The organism is Methanoregula sp. PtaB.Bin085, from assembly GCF_002067035.1.
In the GTDB taxonomy this organism is placed as follows: domain Archaea; phylum Halobacteriota; class Methanomicrobia; order Methanomicrobiales; family Methanospirillaceae; genus Methanoregula.
This window is the reverse complement of sequence record NZ_MVQB01000019.1, coordinates 31,075-47,720: the sequence shown is the minus strand read 5'-3', so window position 1 is coordinate 47,720 and position 16,646 is coordinate 31,075. Positions and strand designations below refer to the sequence as shown.

Annotated in this window: 18 protein-coding genes and 3 tRNA genes; 12 read left to right on the top strand and 9 right to left on the bottom strand. The window is 56.1% G+C overall.

What is annotated here, in order from left to right:
* The 6 genes from A4E33_RS03840 to minD all read right to left on the bottom strand — a co-directional run bounded on the left by A4E33_RS03840 (position 1) and on the right by minD (position 4,405).
* Entirely contained in the window at positions 1-459 is a 459-nt protein-coding gene (locus A4E33_RS03840) for an NfeD family protein (protein ID WP_292346363.1), read from the bottom strand.
* A gap of 242 nt (positions 460-701) precedes the next feature.
* On the bottom strand, positions 702-1,556 hold the full coding sequence (locus A4E33_RS03835) for a DUF89 domain-containing protein (protein WP_292346362.1): 855 nt from the start codon (positions 1,554-1,556) through the stop codon (positions 702-704).
* Positions 1,557-1,673: 117 nt separating this feature from the next.
* A complete protein-coding gene (locus A4E33_RS03830) occupies positions 1,674-2,801 on the bottom strand; it encodes an acyltransferase (RefSeq protein ID WP_292346361.1) in 1,128 nt (375 codons plus the stop codon).
* 208 nt (positions 2,802-3,009) lie between these two features.
* Positions 3,010-3,083 (bottom strand) — tRNA-Pro (locus tag A4E33_RS03825).
* 316 nt (positions 3,084-3,399) lie between these two features.
* Positions 3,400-3,597, bottom strand: coding sequence for a hypothetical protein (locus tag A4E33_RS03820; RefSeq protein WP_292346360.1), 198 nt, complete (start codon positions 3,595-3,597; stop codon positions 3,400-3,402).
* A gap of 28 nt (positions 3,598-3,625) precedes the next feature.
* A complete protein-coding gene (gene minD / locus A4E33_RS03815) occupies positions 3,626-4,405 on the bottom strand; it encodes a cell division ATPase MinD (protein ID WP_292346359.1) in 780 nt (259 codons plus the stop codon).
* A gap of 329 nt (positions 4,406-4,734) precedes the next feature.
* On the opposite strand from minD, the gene A4E33_RS03810 reads away from it, so the two are divergent.
* The 12 genes from A4E33_RS03810 to A4E33_RS03755 all read left to right on the top strand — a co-directional run bounded on the left by A4E33_RS03810 (position 4,735) and on the right by A4E33_RS03755 (position 15,748).
* Positions 4,735-5,094 carry a roadblock/LC7 domain-containing protein gene (locus tag A4E33_RS03810; protein WP_292346358.1) on the top strand — a complete coding sequence of 120 codons (360 nt, stop codon included), beginning with the start codon at positions 4,735-4,737 and terminating at the stop codon, positions 5,092-5,094.
* Entirely contained in the window at positions 5,094-5,735 is a 642-nt protein-coding gene (locus A4E33_RS03805; RefSeq protein ID WP_292346357.1) for a response regulator, read from the top strand. The genes A4E33_RS03810 and A4E33_RS03805 overlap by 1 nt, the downstream gene beginning before the upstream one ends.
* Positions 5,736-5,857: 122 nt before the next feature.
* Positions 5,858-6,487 (top strand): response regulator, encoded by a 630-nt coding sequence (locus tag A4E33_RS03800; RefSeq protein ID WP_292346356.1) that lies wholly within the window; start codon positions 5,858-5,860, stop codon positions 6,485-6,487.
* 90 nt (positions 6,488-6,577) lie between these two features.
* Positions 6,578-6,651, top strand: a tRNA-Lys gene (locus tag A4E33_RS03795).
* 76 nt (positions 6,652-6,727) lie between these two features.
* Positions 6,728-6,979 (top strand): DNA-directed RNA polymerase subunit H, encoded by a 252-nt coding sequence (locus tag A4E33_RS03790; RefSeq protein WP_292346355.1) that lies wholly within the window; start codon positions 6,728-6,730, stop codon positions 6,977-6,979.
* Between the two features lie 17 nt (positions 6,980-6,996).
* A complete protein-coding gene (locus A4E33_RS03785; protein WP_292346382.1) occupies positions 6,997-8,553 on the top strand; it encodes a DNA-directed RNA polymerase subunit B'' in 1,557 nt (518 codons plus the stop codon).
* Positions 8,550-10,367, top strand: coding sequence for a DNA-directed RNA polymerase subunit B (gene rpoB / locus A4E33_RS03780; RefSeq protein ID WP_292346354.1), 1,818 nt, complete (start codon positions 8,550-8,552; stop codon positions 10,365-10,367). The genes A4E33_RS03785 and rpoB overlap by 4 nt, the downstream gene beginning before the upstream one ends.
* 1 nt (position 10,368) lies before the next feature.
* Positions 10,369-13,008 (top strand): DNA-directed RNA polymerase subunit A', encoded by a 2,640-nt coding sequence (locus tag A4E33_RS03775; RefSeq protein ID WP_292346353.1) that lies wholly within the window; start codon positions 10,369-10,371, stop codon positions 13,006-13,008.
* A complete protein-coding gene (gene rpoA2, locus A4E33_RS03770; RefSeq protein ID WP_394334365.1) occupies positions 12,965-14,185 on the top strand; it encodes a DNA-directed RNA polymerase subunit A'' in 1,221 nt (406 codons plus the stop codon). Before A4E33_RS03775 ends, rpoA2 begins: the two co-directional genes overlap by 44 nt.
* Positions 14,186-14,214: 29 nt before the next feature.
* Positions 14,215-14,505, top strand: coding sequence for a 50S ribosomal protein L30e (locus A4E33_RS03765; protein ID WP_292346351.1), 291 nt, complete (start codon positions 14,215-14,217; stop codon positions 14,503-14,505).
* A 14-nt stretch (positions 14,506-14,519) separates the two neighbouring features.
* Positions 14,520-14,996, top strand: a complete 477-nt coding sequence (locus A4E33_RS03760; protein ID WP_292346350.1) for a NusA-like transcription termination signal-binding factor — start codon at positions 14,520-14,522, stop codon at positions 14,994-14,996.
* A 47-nt stretch (positions 14,997-15,043) separates the two neighbouring features.
* A complete protein-coding gene (locus A4E33_RS03755) occupies positions 15,044-15,748 on the top strand; it encodes a metal-dependent hydrolase (RefSeq protein ID WP_292346349.1) in 705 nt (234 codons plus the stop codon).
* A 237-nt stretch (positions 15,749-15,985) separates the two neighbouring features.
* Here A4E33_RS03755 and A4E33_RS03750 read toward each other — a convergent pair.
* From A4E33_RS03750 to A4E33_RS03740, 3 genes are all read right to left on the bottom strand, one after another.
* Positions 15,986-16,060: transfer RNA gene (locus A4E33_RS03750), tRNA-Arg, on the bottom strand.
* Positions 16,061-16,129: 69 nt separating this feature from the next.
* On the bottom strand, positions 16,130-16,426 hold the full coding sequence (locus A4E33_RS03745) for a hypothetical protein (protein ID WP_292346348.1): 297 nt from the start codon (positions 16,424-16,426) through the stop codon (positions 16,130-16,132).
* Positions 16,427-16,492: 66 nt separating this feature from the next.
* Complete coding sequence (locus A4E33_RS03740; RefSeq protein ID WP_292346347.1) at positions 16,493-16,630, bottom strand: hypothetical protein; 138 nt, start codon at positions 16,628-16,630, stop codon at positions 16,493-16,495.
* Between the last annotated feature and the right edge of the window lie 16 nt (positions 16,631-16,646).

The window sequence follows — 16,646 nt, the reverse complement described above, 5'->3', positions numbered from 1 at the left end:
TTATGCTACCTCTTCAACAACGATATGTACTCCTTCGGATGCGACAACCTTCACTTTTTTCCCGGCAGCAATCGTGCTGCCGGTCGAGTGGGCACTCCACTCCGTTGAGCCGATGACCACTTTTCCGGAGATCGTGGAAGCATCGACCGGGACCTTCACCGTCCCTTCCATCCCGACAACCGAGTCGCGGCTGAGGGTGGTCGGAACCATCTTCGGTGTCATCGTGCTGTACACGCGGATGGTAATATAAGATGCAATGATTGCAACCGCTACAGCGAGGACGATCCCCCACGGGTAGATGAAGACATCCATCCCCATGACCAGGAGAATCCCGAAGATGATCAGGATTGTTGCAGGAACTGCAGCGAAAAACCCCGGGCTGTTTACCTCAATCAGGAGCAGAACAGCTCCCACGATGATGAGGATCCAGCCGAAGGTTACTCCGTCCATTAGTACCATGATCACATGTTCTTTGTGTCCCATCTTAAAATTCTATGGGAAAATTCCTGTACCGTTCATGAAAAACCGGTTTTTCAGCGGGAAAGCGCACCGGCAGCGGATTAAAACGGGAATTCCATTGTACGGCCAAAGGATGAATCTTGGCCGGTGCGATGTGGGATAAACTTCCTTCTGTCCCTTCAGCATAGTGATCTTCGCGCTGAGTAAGGTTATCAGATCTGAACCATGAGAAAAGTGCGATGTTACACCCGTAACAATGCGATCTTCGACCCGCGTGCGATCCCCGAGTCCTGTGCGATCATCTCACATTTCACGCACATCAGGTACGCAACCGGCGGCATGTCGCGGTACTCGCTGAGGGACTCGTAGTTGGCCATCCCTTTCGCAATGATAATGGTACAGTTGTCGATAGCACTTGCGAGATCCGACGGCATCTTGGCAAGGTCAAGACCGATCTCGGCACCGCCGCCGGTCGTTGTCAGGAGATCGGCAACCCTGTCGAAACCGAGAGCAAGGGCGTCTTCCATCGTGGCGTCGTTCAGGATCGGGGCATCGCGGACAGCGACCGTGACATGGGATCCTCTGGCTTTCAGGAAATCCACCAGAAGCCGGTCGAAGACAATCTCGCCACAGTTGTCCGTGATGTAGACAACGCGGCTGCAGCGTTCCAGGATCCGGTCCGTGTCATCGATGTCGAGCCCTTTTCTGAATTCGGTGTCGAAGAAGCGGGAGAAATCAGCAGTCACGTCATGGTCTTTGACCGCGTAGTCGAAGGTGTTCCCGATGACGCTCGCAAGGACATAGTCACGGAAACTCTCCAGTTTCGGCCGGACCGTGCGGCAGACCGCCATGGCCTGTTCGTTGCCCGCCGATTTCAGATCCCGGAAAGGGTCGGGATTCCCGATCATCCGGCATGCCTCGCGATGCATGGCGCTGGCTATCTGGGGATGGAGGAGCGGCGAGTCCCGCATGGACATAAGCATCGAGCGGCATGCAGTAACCGTCTCCCGGGTGCAGGCAGGCCCTGCCCCGGCAAGATCGCATTCGAATTCGACGCGGGAAAGGAGGCAGCCGATGCAGGTGTCCGTGAGCTTCATAGAGTACTGACAGATGTTAGCTATAATGGCGGATAAACCATAGGAAATCTACAGAACCGGAGCAGCATGAAATCCATTCAGTAATATCGTGATCGCAACGGTGCAGGATCGTTCGCCTTATCTCGTACCCCCCGTAATCAGGCGACCTCCGGGTATTTTCTGAATTATCGCGATGATAAAAAGACTGGAGGTTAATATCAAGGTGAATGTGATCGGATAAAACAGGTAATTCTCCCAGCCGAATCCGGCACGATTCAAGATCGTGATTATCTCGCTTAACATGAACAGATGTACGAGAAAAATCCCAAATGAGTAATGACCTATTGTGTCCAGCAGCGTGTACATGGTATTTTTCTGAGAAACAAAAGCAGTGGAAATCAGAGAGCATATGCCAAAAATCACTAGGTAGTATAACGGCAGGATAAAAGCAACAATCCAGTTCCAGGCATAGAGGGGGAGGATTCGGGCAATGTCCGGTTTGTTCCCGAGAAAAAGCTGGGAGATGGCGATTATCCCGAGTGTTGTCCCGATGAGCAGTGGGATTGGATAATAACGAATCCCTGTTTTTGTAATAATTCTTGGAAAAAATTCCTCATTTCTGTCCATAGCGGCCATACCAAGAAAAAAATAGAAAAGGAAGGCGGAAAATCTCGTAATAACACTTATTCCGGAAGGATCAGCTGCAATCTGATTAAACACAGAAGGCACGATATACCCATTATAGACCACTCCTCCAAGAAATGTAATGACGAGGAGGTCCGGTATTTTGTTATGAATCCTGCACCAGGAGAATATTTTTTGCAGAAGCGGATAGGCGAGGTATACCTGGATTATGAGAACAATGAACCAGTACGAGGAAATCCAACCCCCGGTAAAAAATTTGAATAGAATCGCAGGGAGATCATAATTGAGACCCCTCTGTTGTTCCAGAATAAGGGAAATTATGGAGAAAAAGAGATACGGAGGGAGTAAGACGACCAGTCGTCTCCGGTAAAAAACCATGAGATCAATATTATCAGGGTACTTGTTGAAAAGGACAAAACCGCTGATACAGATGAAAAGCGGAACAGCAAATGATGAAAAGGCGTTAATTGCCATATAGACAACTGCAAGAAAATTACTAGAATCCATGAAGACAAAGGCCCCACTGACATGGATGCTAATCACAGCCATGATTGCCAGAGCCCGTAATATTGTAATCTCATCGAAGTAATGCGTTTCGCTATCTCTGGAATAGACGGACATCTTCCAGTATTTATCGTCCCGTTAGTATAAGAAAAGGGTTGAGACAATCCGGGAGTATCTGAAGGACAGATCCAGGTAATGGTATCAATAGGGGTACCTGAAAAAACCAGGGACGAAAACTGCAGTCAGATTGTATCATACAGAATACACCGGCACAGGACGTCCTACGGGAGGAACAGAGAAAAGCCTGATGAAAAAGAAAAGTAAATGGGGCCACTGAGATTTGAACTCAGGTCAGAAGACCCCCAGTCTCCTAGGATGGCCAGGCTACCCTATGGCCCCGCTCTCCTACTATTGGATGATATCGTTTATGTATCTTGTTATTCCTGAATCCCGCCGAAGGGGGATGGAGAAAGGGAAGAAACCGTCCGCGTTCTCCGATTTCTGAACCCTGCCGACGCAGGGTGGTGATGAAGAAGATCTGCAGGCTCTTCGACATCGAAACCCCTCCGAAGGCAATGTGAGGGAGGAGAAAAAACCGAAGGCCGGCGCCGCCCGCAATCCCCTCGCCTCAGTCCTCCGATCACCGGGAGATACCGTTTGCAACAAAAGAAAATTTCGCTGAAGTGGATATGCTGAATAAAAAAAGAGCTGAGGCTCAGATCGGGCCACGCTTGAATTCTTCGACCCGCGAGATCAGGTTCTCGAGTTCAGTATCCGTTATCTTGATCTTGCCTTCGATAGCATCGATCTCGTCCAGCAGCTGGCGGATCCGGACATACATGAGATAGATGATAAACTGCTGGACTACGATCACTGCGCCAAACAACACCAGCATGTATCCTTCGTATGCCATGATCACTCCAAAAATATTCAGAATGCTATCACCTGAATACTGCGCGGGCGAGCCGGTCCACGAATCCTTCCTGTTTGGGCTCGCCGGCGTCATCTTCATATTCCACGCCAGACATCTGGGCCGCGATCCGCTTGAATGCCCTGGACGCCCCGGTCCCCGGATACTTCAGCACGCACGGCGTCTTGTAGGCAGCAGCCCGGCGAACGCTTGCATCCTCCGGCACGACATCAATGACCCGGACCCCCAGGACATCCTCGACGCTCTGCGAACGGAGTTCCGTGTGCTCCTGACCTGCACGGTTCAGGATAGCACCGTACACGTTTCCGCCCATCACCTCGCAGAGGATCTTGGTCTTGAGGGCATCCGCCATCGAAGCAAGTTCCGGGTTCACGACAAGGATAACCTGATCGGCGACAGAGAGGGGGACGACCCCCTCCTTCGAGATCCCGCTCGGGGCATCGATCAGGAGGAACTCGCACCGGTCAACGAGCTTGTGCATGACGTCCCGGAGCTTGTCGGGATCGGCCTGCTGGAACCCCTGCAGCGAGATCCCGCTTGGCACGACCTTCACACCGGCCGGGCCTTCGTAGATTGCGTCCTCGATATCTGCTTTCCCCGCAAGCACCTCGTGAAGCGTCACCGGGACCTCATCCATCCCGAGGATCAGGGCCATGTTCGCCATGCCGATATCGGCGTCAAGGATATAGGTTTCCCGGTCGAGAAGCGCAAGTGATATCCCAAGGTTCACCGCGAGGGTTGTTTTTCCCACCCCGCCTTTTCCTGAAGTGATGGTAAATGCCCGGAACATCTCTATTTCCTATTTCCATCTGTTGGGGAGAAAGGTATATATTGATTATTGAAGCGGGCGGCTCTGACAGGATCCTGTGTGGTTTTTGCGCGGTCACTGAATCGGGAGCTGGCAGGCATCATCAGCAGGACACGGCAGCACGGTCATGCCGTTGCGGAGCCTGCCGCGTTCCACAGCCGGCGGATATCCGGAGCAGAATGCGTTTTTGACCTGCAATTGTCCCGGACTATTCAAAGAACCGTTTTTTTGGGTATACAAAAAAACAATACGTTTTTATGCTTCTATCAGGTATTATGAATTACACAGGGTAGTGCAGCTGGAGCGAAAGCATGTTAAAGGACAAGATCTCTGCGTATATCGACACAATCCGTTCCATAAACGGGATTTCAGCATGTGCCCTTGTATCCCGGGACGGGATAATATCAGGAAAATATTTTGACCGCGAGCTCAACGAGCCGTGGTTCGGAGCTCTGTCTGCGACGATCCTTGCGTCGGCGGAATCTGTGGGGAGTATCATCAGGAGCAGGTCCCTGCTCTCGGTCACCATCCGTGCACAGGATACTTCCATTCTGATCATGGGTGCAGGGGAAAATTTTCTTATTGCAGCCATCATAAGCGATACTGCAGATCCGGTTAAAGTACATGCGGAGATGCTTGCGGTGGCAAAGAAGATCGGAGAGGCTATGTGATGTATACCATACTGGTGGTTGACGACAGCCCGTTTATCGTAGACGTATTTGTTACCATGCTCGAACGCGGGGGGTACCGGACGGTTGCTGCGTATGGCGGGGACGAATGCCTTGAGATCCTCAAGACGGTTACTCCCGATCTTATCCTTCTCGATATCATGATGGAACCGATGGACGGCTGGGAAACCCTTGAACGTATCAAGGAAGACCCGGCTACTAAGGAGATCCCGGTTCTGATGCTGACGGCAAAACAGCTCACTCCGGCCGAAGCGCAGGAATATGGGATTTATATCGAGGATTATGTGTTAAAACCGATCACCCACCGCGAACTCTATGATGCGATCGAGCACGTACTCAACCGCCGGCAGTCCATCAAGTCCGATATGGACCTTGCCCGGCAGTCCGGGTTTGATGCCGAGATCATCTCCGAATATGCCCGGCTCAGCAAGAGCATCGACGTCAACCGCCGTCTCATGAAGATCCTTGAGACGACCTATAATTTCAATGACTCCAAAGTCCGCGTGAGCGACGAGATCTCCCGGGCAATAAAAAGTATGGAGATGAATATCAAGTTCCAGGAAAACCGTCTCCAGCAGATCAAGGAAGAGATGTCGGGGAACAAACCCGCCGGGAACCAGTAACGTCCCCGTTCTGCAGCTGTCAGAAATACCATGCAGGCAAACAGTATCCCGGAGTGGGATTGACCCGCCTGCATGCGGCCCTGCCTGAATTGTGCAGAAAATACCCGTGAGGAATATCTATCGTGGAACCAACGATTCTTATTGTGGATGACAGCCCCTACATCGTCGACGGGCTTGTGGCGCTCCTGAAACGCAAGGGATTCAACCCGGTTGCCTGCCACGGGGGGGAGGAAGCGCTCGCCACACTGTCGACCATGCGGCCTGACCTGATTCTTCTGGATATCATGATGGAACCCATGGACGGCTGGGAAACCCTTGGCAGGATCAAGGCCGATCCGTCATTGTCCGACCTGCCCGTCCTCATGTTCTCGGCAAAGAAGATCACTCCGGAAGAAGCCGAGGCGCACCGCATGAATATCGAGGATTTTGTGTCGAAGCCGGTCAACCCCGCCCTGCTGCTGGAATCGATCAACCGGATATTTGCACGCCGTGAGGCAGTAAAAACCGAGGCAATGCAGGCAAAGGACAAGGGTGTCGATCCTTCGCTTGTCAGTGAATATACTGCCCTCAGAAAGAGCATCGAGGTAGATAAAAATCTTCTTGTCGTTCTCAAAAAATCCAGCGGCACGCATCTGCCCGGAAGGGAAGTCCCCGCTGACGATCTTGCTGCCATCAGCAGGCTCGAGGCAAAGATACTTGCCGACGAAAAAAGGCTCAGTGAACTCAGCGGAAAATTCAGCTCAGGAGCCTGACGGCAGTACGGCAATCAGGAGCTGGATCGGTAAGAATCTTTAAATAGTTTTCTGGCATTGTTATAATGCTGTACATCTTTATAAATTCCGGGGTTCGTAGCTCAGTTCGGTAGAGCGCCTGGCTTTTAACCAGGTGGTCGGGGGTTCAAATCCCTCCGGGCCCGTTGCCACGAGGAATCGTGGGTTTTTTGCGGTGATGCATCTGAGAGGAAATCTGTTCATCCGGGAGGGGGGTTTTCATTGAGCACCAAACTGACTGTGCTGGACCACGTAATGGTGCCTGAACACAAAATCATGAGCGAGGAAGATGTTTCAAAACTTCTTGAGCGTTACAATATCACAACCGAGCAATTGCCAAAAATCTACCATGACGATCCTGCAGTAAAGGAGATCGGCGCGAACGCTGACGACGTCATACGAATCATACGGGCGAGTCACACGGCCGGCAGGGCCGAGGCGTACCGTCTCGTTGTCAGGAGACCAAAGAAGTAATTCCGGGGTTGGTCAGTCTGATTGACAGAAGTATTTTATCGAGGGCGTATTTTTCACGGGAGCATGTTGCGCGCCACCAGCTTGACTCCTTCAATTATTTCCTGAAACACAATCTTCAGAAAGTGGTCAACGAGCAGCGGATTATCGAGACCGACATCGAGAACCGCGGCAAGAACAACGATCCCGTCTGGGTCGAACTGGGGTCAATCGAGGTAAAAAAGCCTCTCGTGCGGGAAGCAGACGGATCTCAGGGTGAGCTGTACCCGTCGGAAGCGCGGCTGCGCAACCTGACGTATGCGGCACCGATCCAGCTCAGCCTCACCCTCGTCCACGGCGAGGACCGGCAGGACCCGATCGTCACGACCATCGGACAGCTGCCCATTATGGTCGGCTCGCTGGCCTGCAACCTGTACGGCATGGACGATGCGCAGCGGATTGCCCATGGCGAGGACGCATTCGATGCCGGCGGGTATTTCATCGTCAACGGGACCGAGCGCGTGCTGATGACGCTCGAGGACCTCGCGTCCAACAAGATCATGACGGAGTTCACCGAGCGCTACAACGAGCGGATCTACGTAGCGAAGGTATTCTCCCAGTTCCGCGGGTACCGCGCACTGGTTGTCGTGGAGCGGAACAAGAAGAACCTCCTCGAGGTCTCCTTCCCGTCCGTAGCAGGCCACCTCAAGTTCGTGGACCTGATGCGGGCGCTGGGCATGACCAACGACCAGGAGGTCGTGAACGCGGTATCGACCGACGAGGATATCCTGACCTTCATGATGCAGAACCTCGAGGAGAGCGAATGCGACTCTGTCGATGGCGGCGTCATGTACGTGGGCAAGAAGCTGGCGCCGAACCAGACCAAGGACTACCAGCGCAAGCGTGCGGAGTTCGTCCTTGACAACTACCTCCTGCCACACCTCAACTACGCGATGCCGGCCAACCTCAAGGAAGGCGACGAGGGCTATCAGGAAGCTGTCCTCTCGGTCCGGCTTGCCAAGGCCCACTTCCTCGGCCGCATGGCAGAGGCCTGTTTCGATCTCGTGCTGAACAAGCGCAGGATCGATGATAAAGACCACTACTCAAACAAGCGGCTGAAACTGGCGGGCGACCTGATGGAGGACCTCTTCCGGATCTCGCTCAACCGCCTGACCAGGGACATCAAGTACCAGCTTGAGCGCGCCAGCATGCGCCACCGCGACCTCTCGATCGCAACCGCTGTCCGCGCAGACGTCCTGACCGAGCGCCTCCTCCACCCGCTCGCCACCGGTAACTGGGTGGGCGGGAGGACCGGTGTCTCCCAGCTCCTCGACCGCGTGGACCACATGGCCGTGCTCTCGCACCTGCGCCGTGTTATATCGCCGCTCTCCCGGTCCCAGCCCCACTTCGAGGCCCGTGACCTGCACCCCACCCAGTGGGGCCGTATCTGCCCGAGCGAGACACCTGAAGGCCCGAACTGCGGTCTTGTGAAGAACTTCGCCCAGATGGTCGAGATCAGCAAGGGTGTCGACAACGAGGAGGAGATCCTGCAGATCCTGCACAGTCTTGGTGTCGAGCACATCCGGGGTGAATCATGAGCAAGAAATCACGCGTCTTTGCAGACGGGGCCCTCATCGGCCTTGTCGACGACCCGAAAGCGCTGGTCGCAACCATCCGATCCATGCGCCGGCAGGGAACGATCCCGTCGGAAGTGAACGTTTCCCACAAGGAGTACAACGGTGACGTCGTTATCCTGACCGACCGGGGCCGCGCCCGGCGCCCGCTCATCGTCCTGAAGAACGGCGAACCCCTCATCACGGACGAAGACCTGGCCAAGCTCGAGAAGAAGGAAGCTGATATCAGCTCGTTTGTCCAGCGCGGTCTTATCGAGTTCATCGATGCAGAAGAGGAGGAAGATCTCCTCATCGCGATGAACCCCGCGGACATCACGCCAGAGCACACTCACCTCGAGATTGACCCCTCCCTGATACTCGGTATTGGTGCTGCTCACGTTCCGTTCCCCGAGCACAATGCAAGTCCCCGTGTCACGATGGGCGCAGGGATGGTCAAACAGGCGCTCGGTTTCGGCGCAGCCAATATGAAGCTCCGCCCCGACACCCGCGGACACCTGCTCCACTACTGCCAGAAACCCCTCACCCACACCCAGACGTCGGAACTGATCGGCTCGGATGACCGGCCTGCCGGCCAGAACTTCGTGGTCGCCATCCTCTCGTTTGAAGGCTACAACATCGAAGATGCGCTCATCTTCAACAAGGCTTCCATCGAGCGCGGCCTCGGACGGTCTCACTTCTTCCGGACCTACGAGGGCGAGGAACGCCGCTACCCCGGCGGCCAGATCGACCGGATCGAAGTACCCGAGGAGGACGTTGCCGGCGCCCACGGTGCCGAGTCCTACAAGAACCTGGACGAGGACGGGGTCATCAACCCCGAGACCGTGGTTGCCGAGAAGGACGTTCTGATCGGCAAGACCTCACCGCCCCGGTTCCTCGAGGAGCCGAGCGGCGAGCTGATCGCGGTCGAGAAGCGCCGCGACACGTCCGTTACGATGCGCTCAAACGAGCACGGTATTGTCGACACTGTCATCATCACCGAGGGAGAGAACAGCTCCCGCCTTGTCAAGGTCCGCACCCGCGACCTCCGCGTGCCGGAAGTCGGCGACAAGTTCGCGTCCCGCCACGGGCAGAAGGGAGTTGTCGGGCTCATCGCCCACCAGGAGGATATGCCGTTCACCGAGAGCGGCCTCTCCCCTGACCTCGTCATCAACCCCCACGCCATCCCGAGCCGGATGACCATCGGGCACATGCTCGAGATGATTGGCGGAAAGGTCGGCTCACTCGAAGGCCGGCGGATCAACGGTACCGCCTTTGGCGGCGAGAGCGAGGCGGACATCCGCGCATCCTTAAAGAAACTCGGGTTTGCCCATAATGGCCGCGAAGTCATGTATGACGGCATCACCGGCAAGGTCTTCAAGGCTGACATCTACATTGGTGTCATCTACTACCAGAAGCTCTACCACATGGTGTCGTCCAAGATGCACGCCCGCTCCCGCGGTCCGGTGCAGGTCCTGACACGCCAGCCGACTGAAGGCCGCGCCCGGGAAGGCGGTCTCCGGTTCGGTGAGATGGAGCGCGATGTCATGATCGGCCACGGCGCCGCCATGGCCCTCAAGGAGCGTCTCCTTGACGAGTCCGACAAAGTGCAGGAGTATGTCTGCGCCCACTGCGGCATGGTCGCGATGCTCGACCGCAAGCGCAACATGACCCGCTGCCTTGCCTGCGGCAACGAGACCGATATCTACTCGGTCGAGATGAGTTACGCGTTCAAGCTTCTGCTTGACGAGATGAAGAGCATGGGCATAGCCCCAAGACTGAAATTACAGGACGTGGTGTAACATGCCATCCCCAAAACGTATCGGGCAGATCGAGTTCGGCCTGTTATCCCCCAAGGAGATCCGCGAGATGAGCGTCCGGAAGATCATCTGGGCGGACACCTATGATGACGACGGGTTCCCGTATCCCCAGGGGCTCATGGATCTCAACCTCGGGGTTATCGACCCCGGTCTCCGCTGCAAGACCTGCGACCAGAAGGCAAGCGAATGCCCCGGCCACTTCGGCCACATCGAACTGGCAAAACCCGTAATCCATGTCGGGTATACGCGGCTCATCCGGAAACTCCTGCGTGTCACCTGCCGCGCCTGCGGCCGGGTGCTCCTCTCCCCCGAGGAGATCGAGAAAGTTGTCGGCACGGAAGACGACCAGACCGGTGACATCCTTTCGGAAAAAGATGTCAAGAAGGAGCGCGTCTGCCCCCACTGCGGCGAGCAGCAGCTCAAGATCAACTTCGAGAAGCCGACAACCTTCTCCGAGGTCATGATCGAGGACGGCAAGAAGGTTGAGCACAAGCTCACTCCTGCCGACATCCGGGCCCGGATGGAGAAGATCCCGAACGAGGACTTAATCCCGCTTGGTATCAACCCGGACGTTGCCCGGCCCGAGTGGACCATCCTCACGGTCCTTCCGGTCCCGCCGGTCACGATGCGGCCTTCGATTATCCTCGAGAACGGCCAGCGGTCGGAAGACGACCTTACCCACAAGCTCGTGGATATCATACGTATCAACCAGCGGTTCAAGGAGAACCAGGATGCGGGTGCGCCCCAGCTGATCATCGAGGATCTCTGGGAACTCCTGCAGTACCACGTGACAACCTACCTCGACAACGAGGTTGCCGGCTGTCCTCCTGCCCGCCACCGCAGCGGCCGTCCCCTCAAGACGCTCTCGCAGCGTCTCAAGGGCAAGGACGGGCGGTTCCGTGGTTCACTGTCCGGTAAGCGTGTGAACTTCTCGAGCCGTACCGTCATCTCCCCCGATCCGAACCTCTCGGTTTCGCAGGTCGGCGTGCCGCGTGCCGTGGCAAACGAGATGACCATCCCGGTCCGCGTGACCGCGTACAACATCGAGGAGCTCAAGCAGATCGTCCGGACCGGGCCTCTCCGCCCCAATGTCAACGCCCCGTGCGGCGCAAACTACGTGATCCGGCCCGACAACAGGCGCCTGCGCCTCGGTGCGGACAACCTGGATACGGTTGCCGACATGATCGAGCCCGGCTGGACGGTCGAACGGCAGCTCCGGGACAATGATGTCGTGCTCTTCAACCGGCAGCCCTCACTGCACAGGATGAGCATCATGGCCCACCGCGTCAAGGTGATGGAAGGCAGGACCTTCCGGCTCAATCCCGCGGTCTGCCCTCCCTACAACGCCGACTTCGATGGCGACGAGATGAATATGCACGTGCCCCAGACCGAGGAGGCCCGGGCAGAGGCAAACATCCTCCTCTCCGTCCACGAGAACATCCTGTCGCCCCGGTTCGGCGGTCCCATTATCGGAGGTATCCACGACCATGTCTCGGGTATCTTCATGCTCACGCATGACACCCGCTGGTTCACCAAGGAAGAGGCACTCTATCTCCTGCGGTATACCAATATCGAACACATGCCCCCGCCAGGCAAAAAGGAGGGTGGTGTGGAATACTGGAGCAACAAGCAGGTCTTCTCGCAGATCCTGCCCGAGCACCTCAACATGGTCTTCCGGGCAAGTTCCTGCCAGAACTGCGACACCTGTAAGAAGGAGCTCTGCGACCGTGATGCATATGTCCGGATCATTGACGGCAAGCTGGAATGCGGTACGATCGACAAAAAAGCGATCGGTGCATTCGACGGCCAGATCGTCAACCGTATCATCCGCCAGCAGGGCATGAAACGTGCGTCGGTGTTCATCGACGACCTGACAAAGCTCTCGATTCGTGCCATCATGTTCGACGGGTTCTCGTTCGGTATCGATGACGAAGACCTCTCCAAGACCGAGTACGGCCAGATCGACGAGGTACTGAAGAACGCGGCGCTCGATGTTACCCGACGGATCAAGATCTACGAGGACGGTCAGCTCGAACCGATGCCCGGGCGCACGGTTGAGGAGACGCTCGAGATGCAGATCATGCAGGTGCTCGGCAAGGCCCGTGATCAGACCGGTCAGATTGCCGGGCGGCACCTGGGTCTTGGCAACAGTGCTGTCGTGATGGCGGTCTCCGGTGCCCGCGGGTCCATGCTGAACCTGACCCAGATGGCCGGTTGTATCGGCCAGCAGTCTGTCCGTGGTGAACGCATTGTCCGGGGCTACGACGATCGTACCCTCCCGCACTTCCGGAAGGGCGACCGCGGCTCGGATGCCCACGGGTTCATCCAGCACAGCTACAAGGGCGGGCTGAACCCGACCGAGTTCTTCTTCCACGCGATCGGAGGGCGCGAAGGTCTTGTCGATACGGCAGTCCGTACGTCCCAGAGCGGGTACCTCCAGCGCAGGATGATCAACGCACTGCAGGACCTCAAGGTCGCGTATGATGGAACTGTCAGGACCACGGGCGGACGTATCATCCAGTTCGAGTACGGGGAGGACGGGACCGACCCGACCAAGAGCGCATTCGGCGACCCGGTCGATGTCAAGGGCATTGTCGAGAGTATCCTCAAGGAGGAGGTATAACATGGTACTTGCAGAGAAATACGCAAAGAAGATCGATGCTGCCGACCTCCCGCAGAAGACGAAGGACCAGCTGAAGAAGTTCCTTGACGAGAAGGAGATCTCCGATGCCCAGTTCAAGCATATCCTCGAGCGCGTGCTCGCCGAGTACCAGAGCACCCGGATCGAAGCCTGCGAGGCTGTCGGTATCATCGCTGCCCAGTCGATCGGGGAGCCAGGCACGCAGATGACGATGCGGACGTTCCACTATGCGGGTGTGGCCGAGATCAACGTAACCCTCGGTCTCCCGCGCCTCATCGAGATCATGGATGCACGCAAGGAGCCCTCGACCCCCACGATGACCGTGTATCTCGAGCCGGAGTATGCCAACGACCGCGACAAGGCGCGGGAAGTCAGCTGGCAGATCGAGGCGGCTCCCCTCCACGAGTTCGGGGACATTACCACCGACATGGAGAACATGCACGTTGTCGTCCACCTCAACACCAAGGTCTGCGACAAGCGCAAGATCGCGCCCCAGCAGATCATGGAAACCGCTCCCAAGAAGATCCGCGACCGCCGCCACTACCGCGATTTCGAGCACGATATCGACGAGGCAAAGGCCACGATCATCTTCTCGCCCAAGGACCGTGAGAGTTACCAGAACCTCTTTCAGCTTGCCGAGCACGTCAGGAACGTTATCGTGCAGGGCATTGACGACATCCTCCGGGTCGTCGTGAGAAAGGAGACCGGGGAGTATATACTTTATACTGAAGGATCCAACCTTAAGGATGTCTTTGATGTCGTGGGTGTGGATACCACACGGACCCGCACCAACAACATCAGCGAGATCGCCTCAGTCCTCGGTGTCGAGGCAGCGAGAAACGCAATCATCCACGAAGCGGTATCCACCCTCAACGAACAGGGTATCCTCGTGGATGTCCGTCATCTCATGCTTGTCGCGGACATGATGTGCATGGAAGGCGAGGTCAAGCAGATCGGCCGTCACGGCATTGCCGGTGAGAAGGAGAGCGTCCTCTCCCGCGCCGCATTCGAAGTGACGGTGAACCACCTGCTCGACGCTGCCGTGGCAAACGAGGTCGATGAACTGAGCGGTGTAACCGAGAACGTCATCGTCGGCCAGCCGATCCAGCTCGGTACCGGCGATGTAAAACTGATCGCAGTCAGACAACAGGAAAACTAACCCCCTAAAAAATTTACGAGGAATTGTACATGGATTTTAATGCCTCACTCAGAAGAGCTATCAAGACAGGAAACGTTATTCTTGGCCAGAACAACACGGAAAAATGCGTAAAAGAGGGCAAGGCCCAGATGGTCGTCGTTGCAGGCAACTGCCCGGCGGCATTCAGGTCAAAACTTGCGGGATACGAGAACCTCTTCATCCACACCTTCGAGGGTTCGAGTGTCGCGCTGGGCAAGGCCTGCGGTAAGCCGTTCATGGTAAGCACCCTTGCCATCGTCACTCCCGGCGAATCAGACATACTCTCCCTCAAGAGGGCCTGAAACGGGGGACAGCTATGGTCGAAGTCAAACTGACCGAGGACTGCATGCGCCTCATCTCCCAGTTCGAGAGCCTGACCGGTGCAGGCAGCCGTGACTGCGTGGTCGATGAACGCAACGGCCGGCTCATCTTCGTCATCAACCCCGGAGACATGGGCCTTGCCATTGGCAAGAAGGGCGCCTCCATCAAGAAGGCATCTGAGGTCATGGGCAAGAAGATCGAGGTCGTGGAGTACAACAGCAACGTCGAACAGTTCCTTAAAAACTGCTTCCTTCCCGCTCAGGTCACGTCAATCAGGTTCGATGGCGAAGGTGACCAGACAACTGCAACCGTGGAAGTCCGGGACGAAGACCGCGGAATCGCGATCGGCAAGGACGGCAAGAACATCTTCAAGGCCAAGAAGCTCTCGCTGCGCCAGCACAACATCGCGGATGTCCAGATCCTGCAGAAACCCATTGACGGCGCTGCCTCTGACGGGCAGGGACCCCAGTAATTTTTTCCGGTACCGGGATCACGGCTGAATCCCGGGAAGGCGTCCCGATGTATCTTTTTGCCCACCTCTTCACCGGTCTCCTTGTCGGGCTTGGGTTCTTTTCTCTCTGCAATGACCGGCGCCTGGTCCCGGTGTGTGTTGCCGGTTCCCTCTTTCCCGACCTTCTCGATAAAACGCTTGTCTTCCTGATACCGGGCCTCATCGGATCAACGCGGACAATCGGGCACACCCTGCTTTTTGCCGGTGTCACCGCGCTTGCCGCACTCATTGTCTGGCACCGGTACAGGAGCATTATCGGCATCGCATTTGCCGGCACGGTGCTTGTCCACCAGCTCCTTGACCTGATGTGGACACAGCCGGTGACCTGGTTCTTCCCGCTGCACGGCATGTTCCCGTTCGTACCGGTCACGGGCGGGTTCCTGCAGTTCCTGGTGATGGAACTTACAAATCCTTCGGAATGGGTGTTTGGCCTTGCATCGGCTTTCATTGTTCTCGGAGGGTGCGCGGGTCTCCCCGGCCCGGGGTCATCCTCTCTCTCCGGCCGTTCCACCGCCATCATGCAGTACGGAGTGGCCTGCCTTCTCGGGATTACCGGTGCCTGGCTGATCATGACCGGCATGGATCCGGTCTCCGCGACAGGTACAGTTCTCTATGCCGGGCCTGACAAAACGCTGGTGGCAGGTGTGGTTGCGCTGTCCGGCGCAATAGTCCTGTTCCTGGTACCCTCCCTGAAACGGCAGGTTTTCCTTTGAGGAATTCCGGTTCATGCATCCGCGTGTGTATCCACCGGGATCCCTGTCCTGACCCGGATAAAGGGATCTATCCCGTCTGATTTCCGATGATAAGAATACCCGATTGCCGGAACCATCCATCCCCCCTGCCACAAGGCTGGATACCTAAAGGATTTTAATAAAAAAAATGCCAGTCCCGCCGGGAATTGTGCCTGCAGTGTTTGCAGCCTGAACCGGCAATCCGCCAATGGGAAAAAACGGGCCTGGGGGGATTCGAACCCCCGGCATCCGGGTTAGAAGCCCGGCGCTATGTCCAGGCTAAGCCACAGGCCCATACTGACGCCAATAACATTCGTGTTTCGGGATAATATCTGTTTCCTGACAGGAAACATCAAAAAAGGATTACTGTTTCTCTATCTTGTCGATGATCTTGTCCAGCCGCTTTGTGATGTCCTCGAGTTTCTCTTCCGTTGAAACGATCTCCACGTGGCTCATCGCGAACCATATCGTCGTGCAGCCGACACCGAACATGGCAATGGAGAACATGAACATGGTTGAATCGTGGTTGACGGTCATGTTGTACACGCTGTAGACGATCAGGTATCCCCCGGCCAACAGGATGAGGATAAGGAAAACGACCTGAGCCCACTCCTTGGGCCCGTATGTTTTACACTGTTCGAGGAGACTTGTTTCTGGCATGGTACCCGTATAGTGAGATTCAATCCTGTGGTATATATAGTGTAGGACAAAGGGGGAATTGCTGCTTCAGGCGCGTTTCCGGTTCTTCAGGATCCTGTCAAAAACCCGGTCAGCCTCTTCCTGGTCTTCCTTCGTCGGGACCTGCCGTCCCGTGATGACAATCCCGTCATCGTCAAGGGTAAACCGGTTCCGTTTCCGTGGCATGCCCTCCGGTCCCCTG

Coding starts and splice junctions, on each gene's coding strand:
- A4E33_RS03805 (WP_292346357.1), top strand. CDS start 5,094: ATGTATACCATACTGGTGGTTGACGACAGCCCGTTTATCGTAGACGTA.
- A4E33_RS03810 (WP_292346358.1), top strand. CDS start 4,735: ATGTTAAAGGACAAGATCTCTGCGTATATCGACACAATCCGTTCCATA.
- A4E33_RS03765 (WP_292346351.1), top strand. CDS start 14,215: ATGGATTTTAATGCCTCACTCAGAAGAGCTATCAAGACAGGAAACGTT.
- A4E33_RS03830 (WP_292346361.1), bottom strand. CDS start 2,801: ATGTCCGTCTATTCCAGAGATAGCGAAACGCATTACTTCGATGAGATT.
- A4E33_RS03745 (WP_292346348.1), bottom strand. CDS start 16,426: ATGCCAGAAACAAGTCTCCTCGAACAGTGTAAAACATACGGGCCCAAG.
- A4E33_RS03840 (WP_292346363.1), bottom strand. CDS start 459: ATGGTACTAATGGACGGAGTAACCTTCGGCTGGATCCTCATCATCGTG.
- rpoB (WP_292346354.1), top strand. CDS start 8,550: ATGAGCAAGAAATCACGCGTCTTTGCAGACGGGGCCCTCATCGGCCTT.
- rpoA2 (WP_394334365.1), top strand. CDS start 12,965: ATGTCAAGGGCATTGTCGAGAGTATCCTCAAGGAGGAGGTATAACATG.
- A4E33_RS03775 (WP_292346353.1), top strand. CDS start 10,369: ATGCCATCCCCAAAACGTATCGGGCAGATCGAGTTCGGCCTGTTATCC.
- A4E33_RS03760 (WP_292346350.1), top strand. CDS start 14,520: ATGGTCGAAGTCAAACTGACCGAGGACTGCATGCGCCTCATCTCCCAG.
- A4E33_RS03740 (WP_292346347.1), bottom strand. CDS start 16,630: ATGCCACGGAAACGGAACCGGTTTACCCTTGACGATGACGGGATTGTC.
- A4E33_RS03820 (WP_292346360.1), bottom strand. CDS start 3,597: ATGGCATACGAAGGATACATGCTGGTGTTGTTTGGCGCAGTGATCGTA.
- minD (WP_292346359.1), bottom strand. CDS start 4,405: ATGTTCCGGGCATTTACCATCACTTCAGGAAAAGGCGGGGTGGGAAAA.
- A4E33_RS03835 (WP_292346362.1), bottom strand. CDS start 1,556: ATGAAGCTCACGGACACCTGCATCGGCTGCCTCCTTTCCCGCGTCGAA.
- A4E33_RS03755 (WP_292346349.1), top strand. CDS start 15,044: ATGTATCTTTTTGCCCACCTCTTCACCGGTCTCCTTGTCGGGCTTGGG.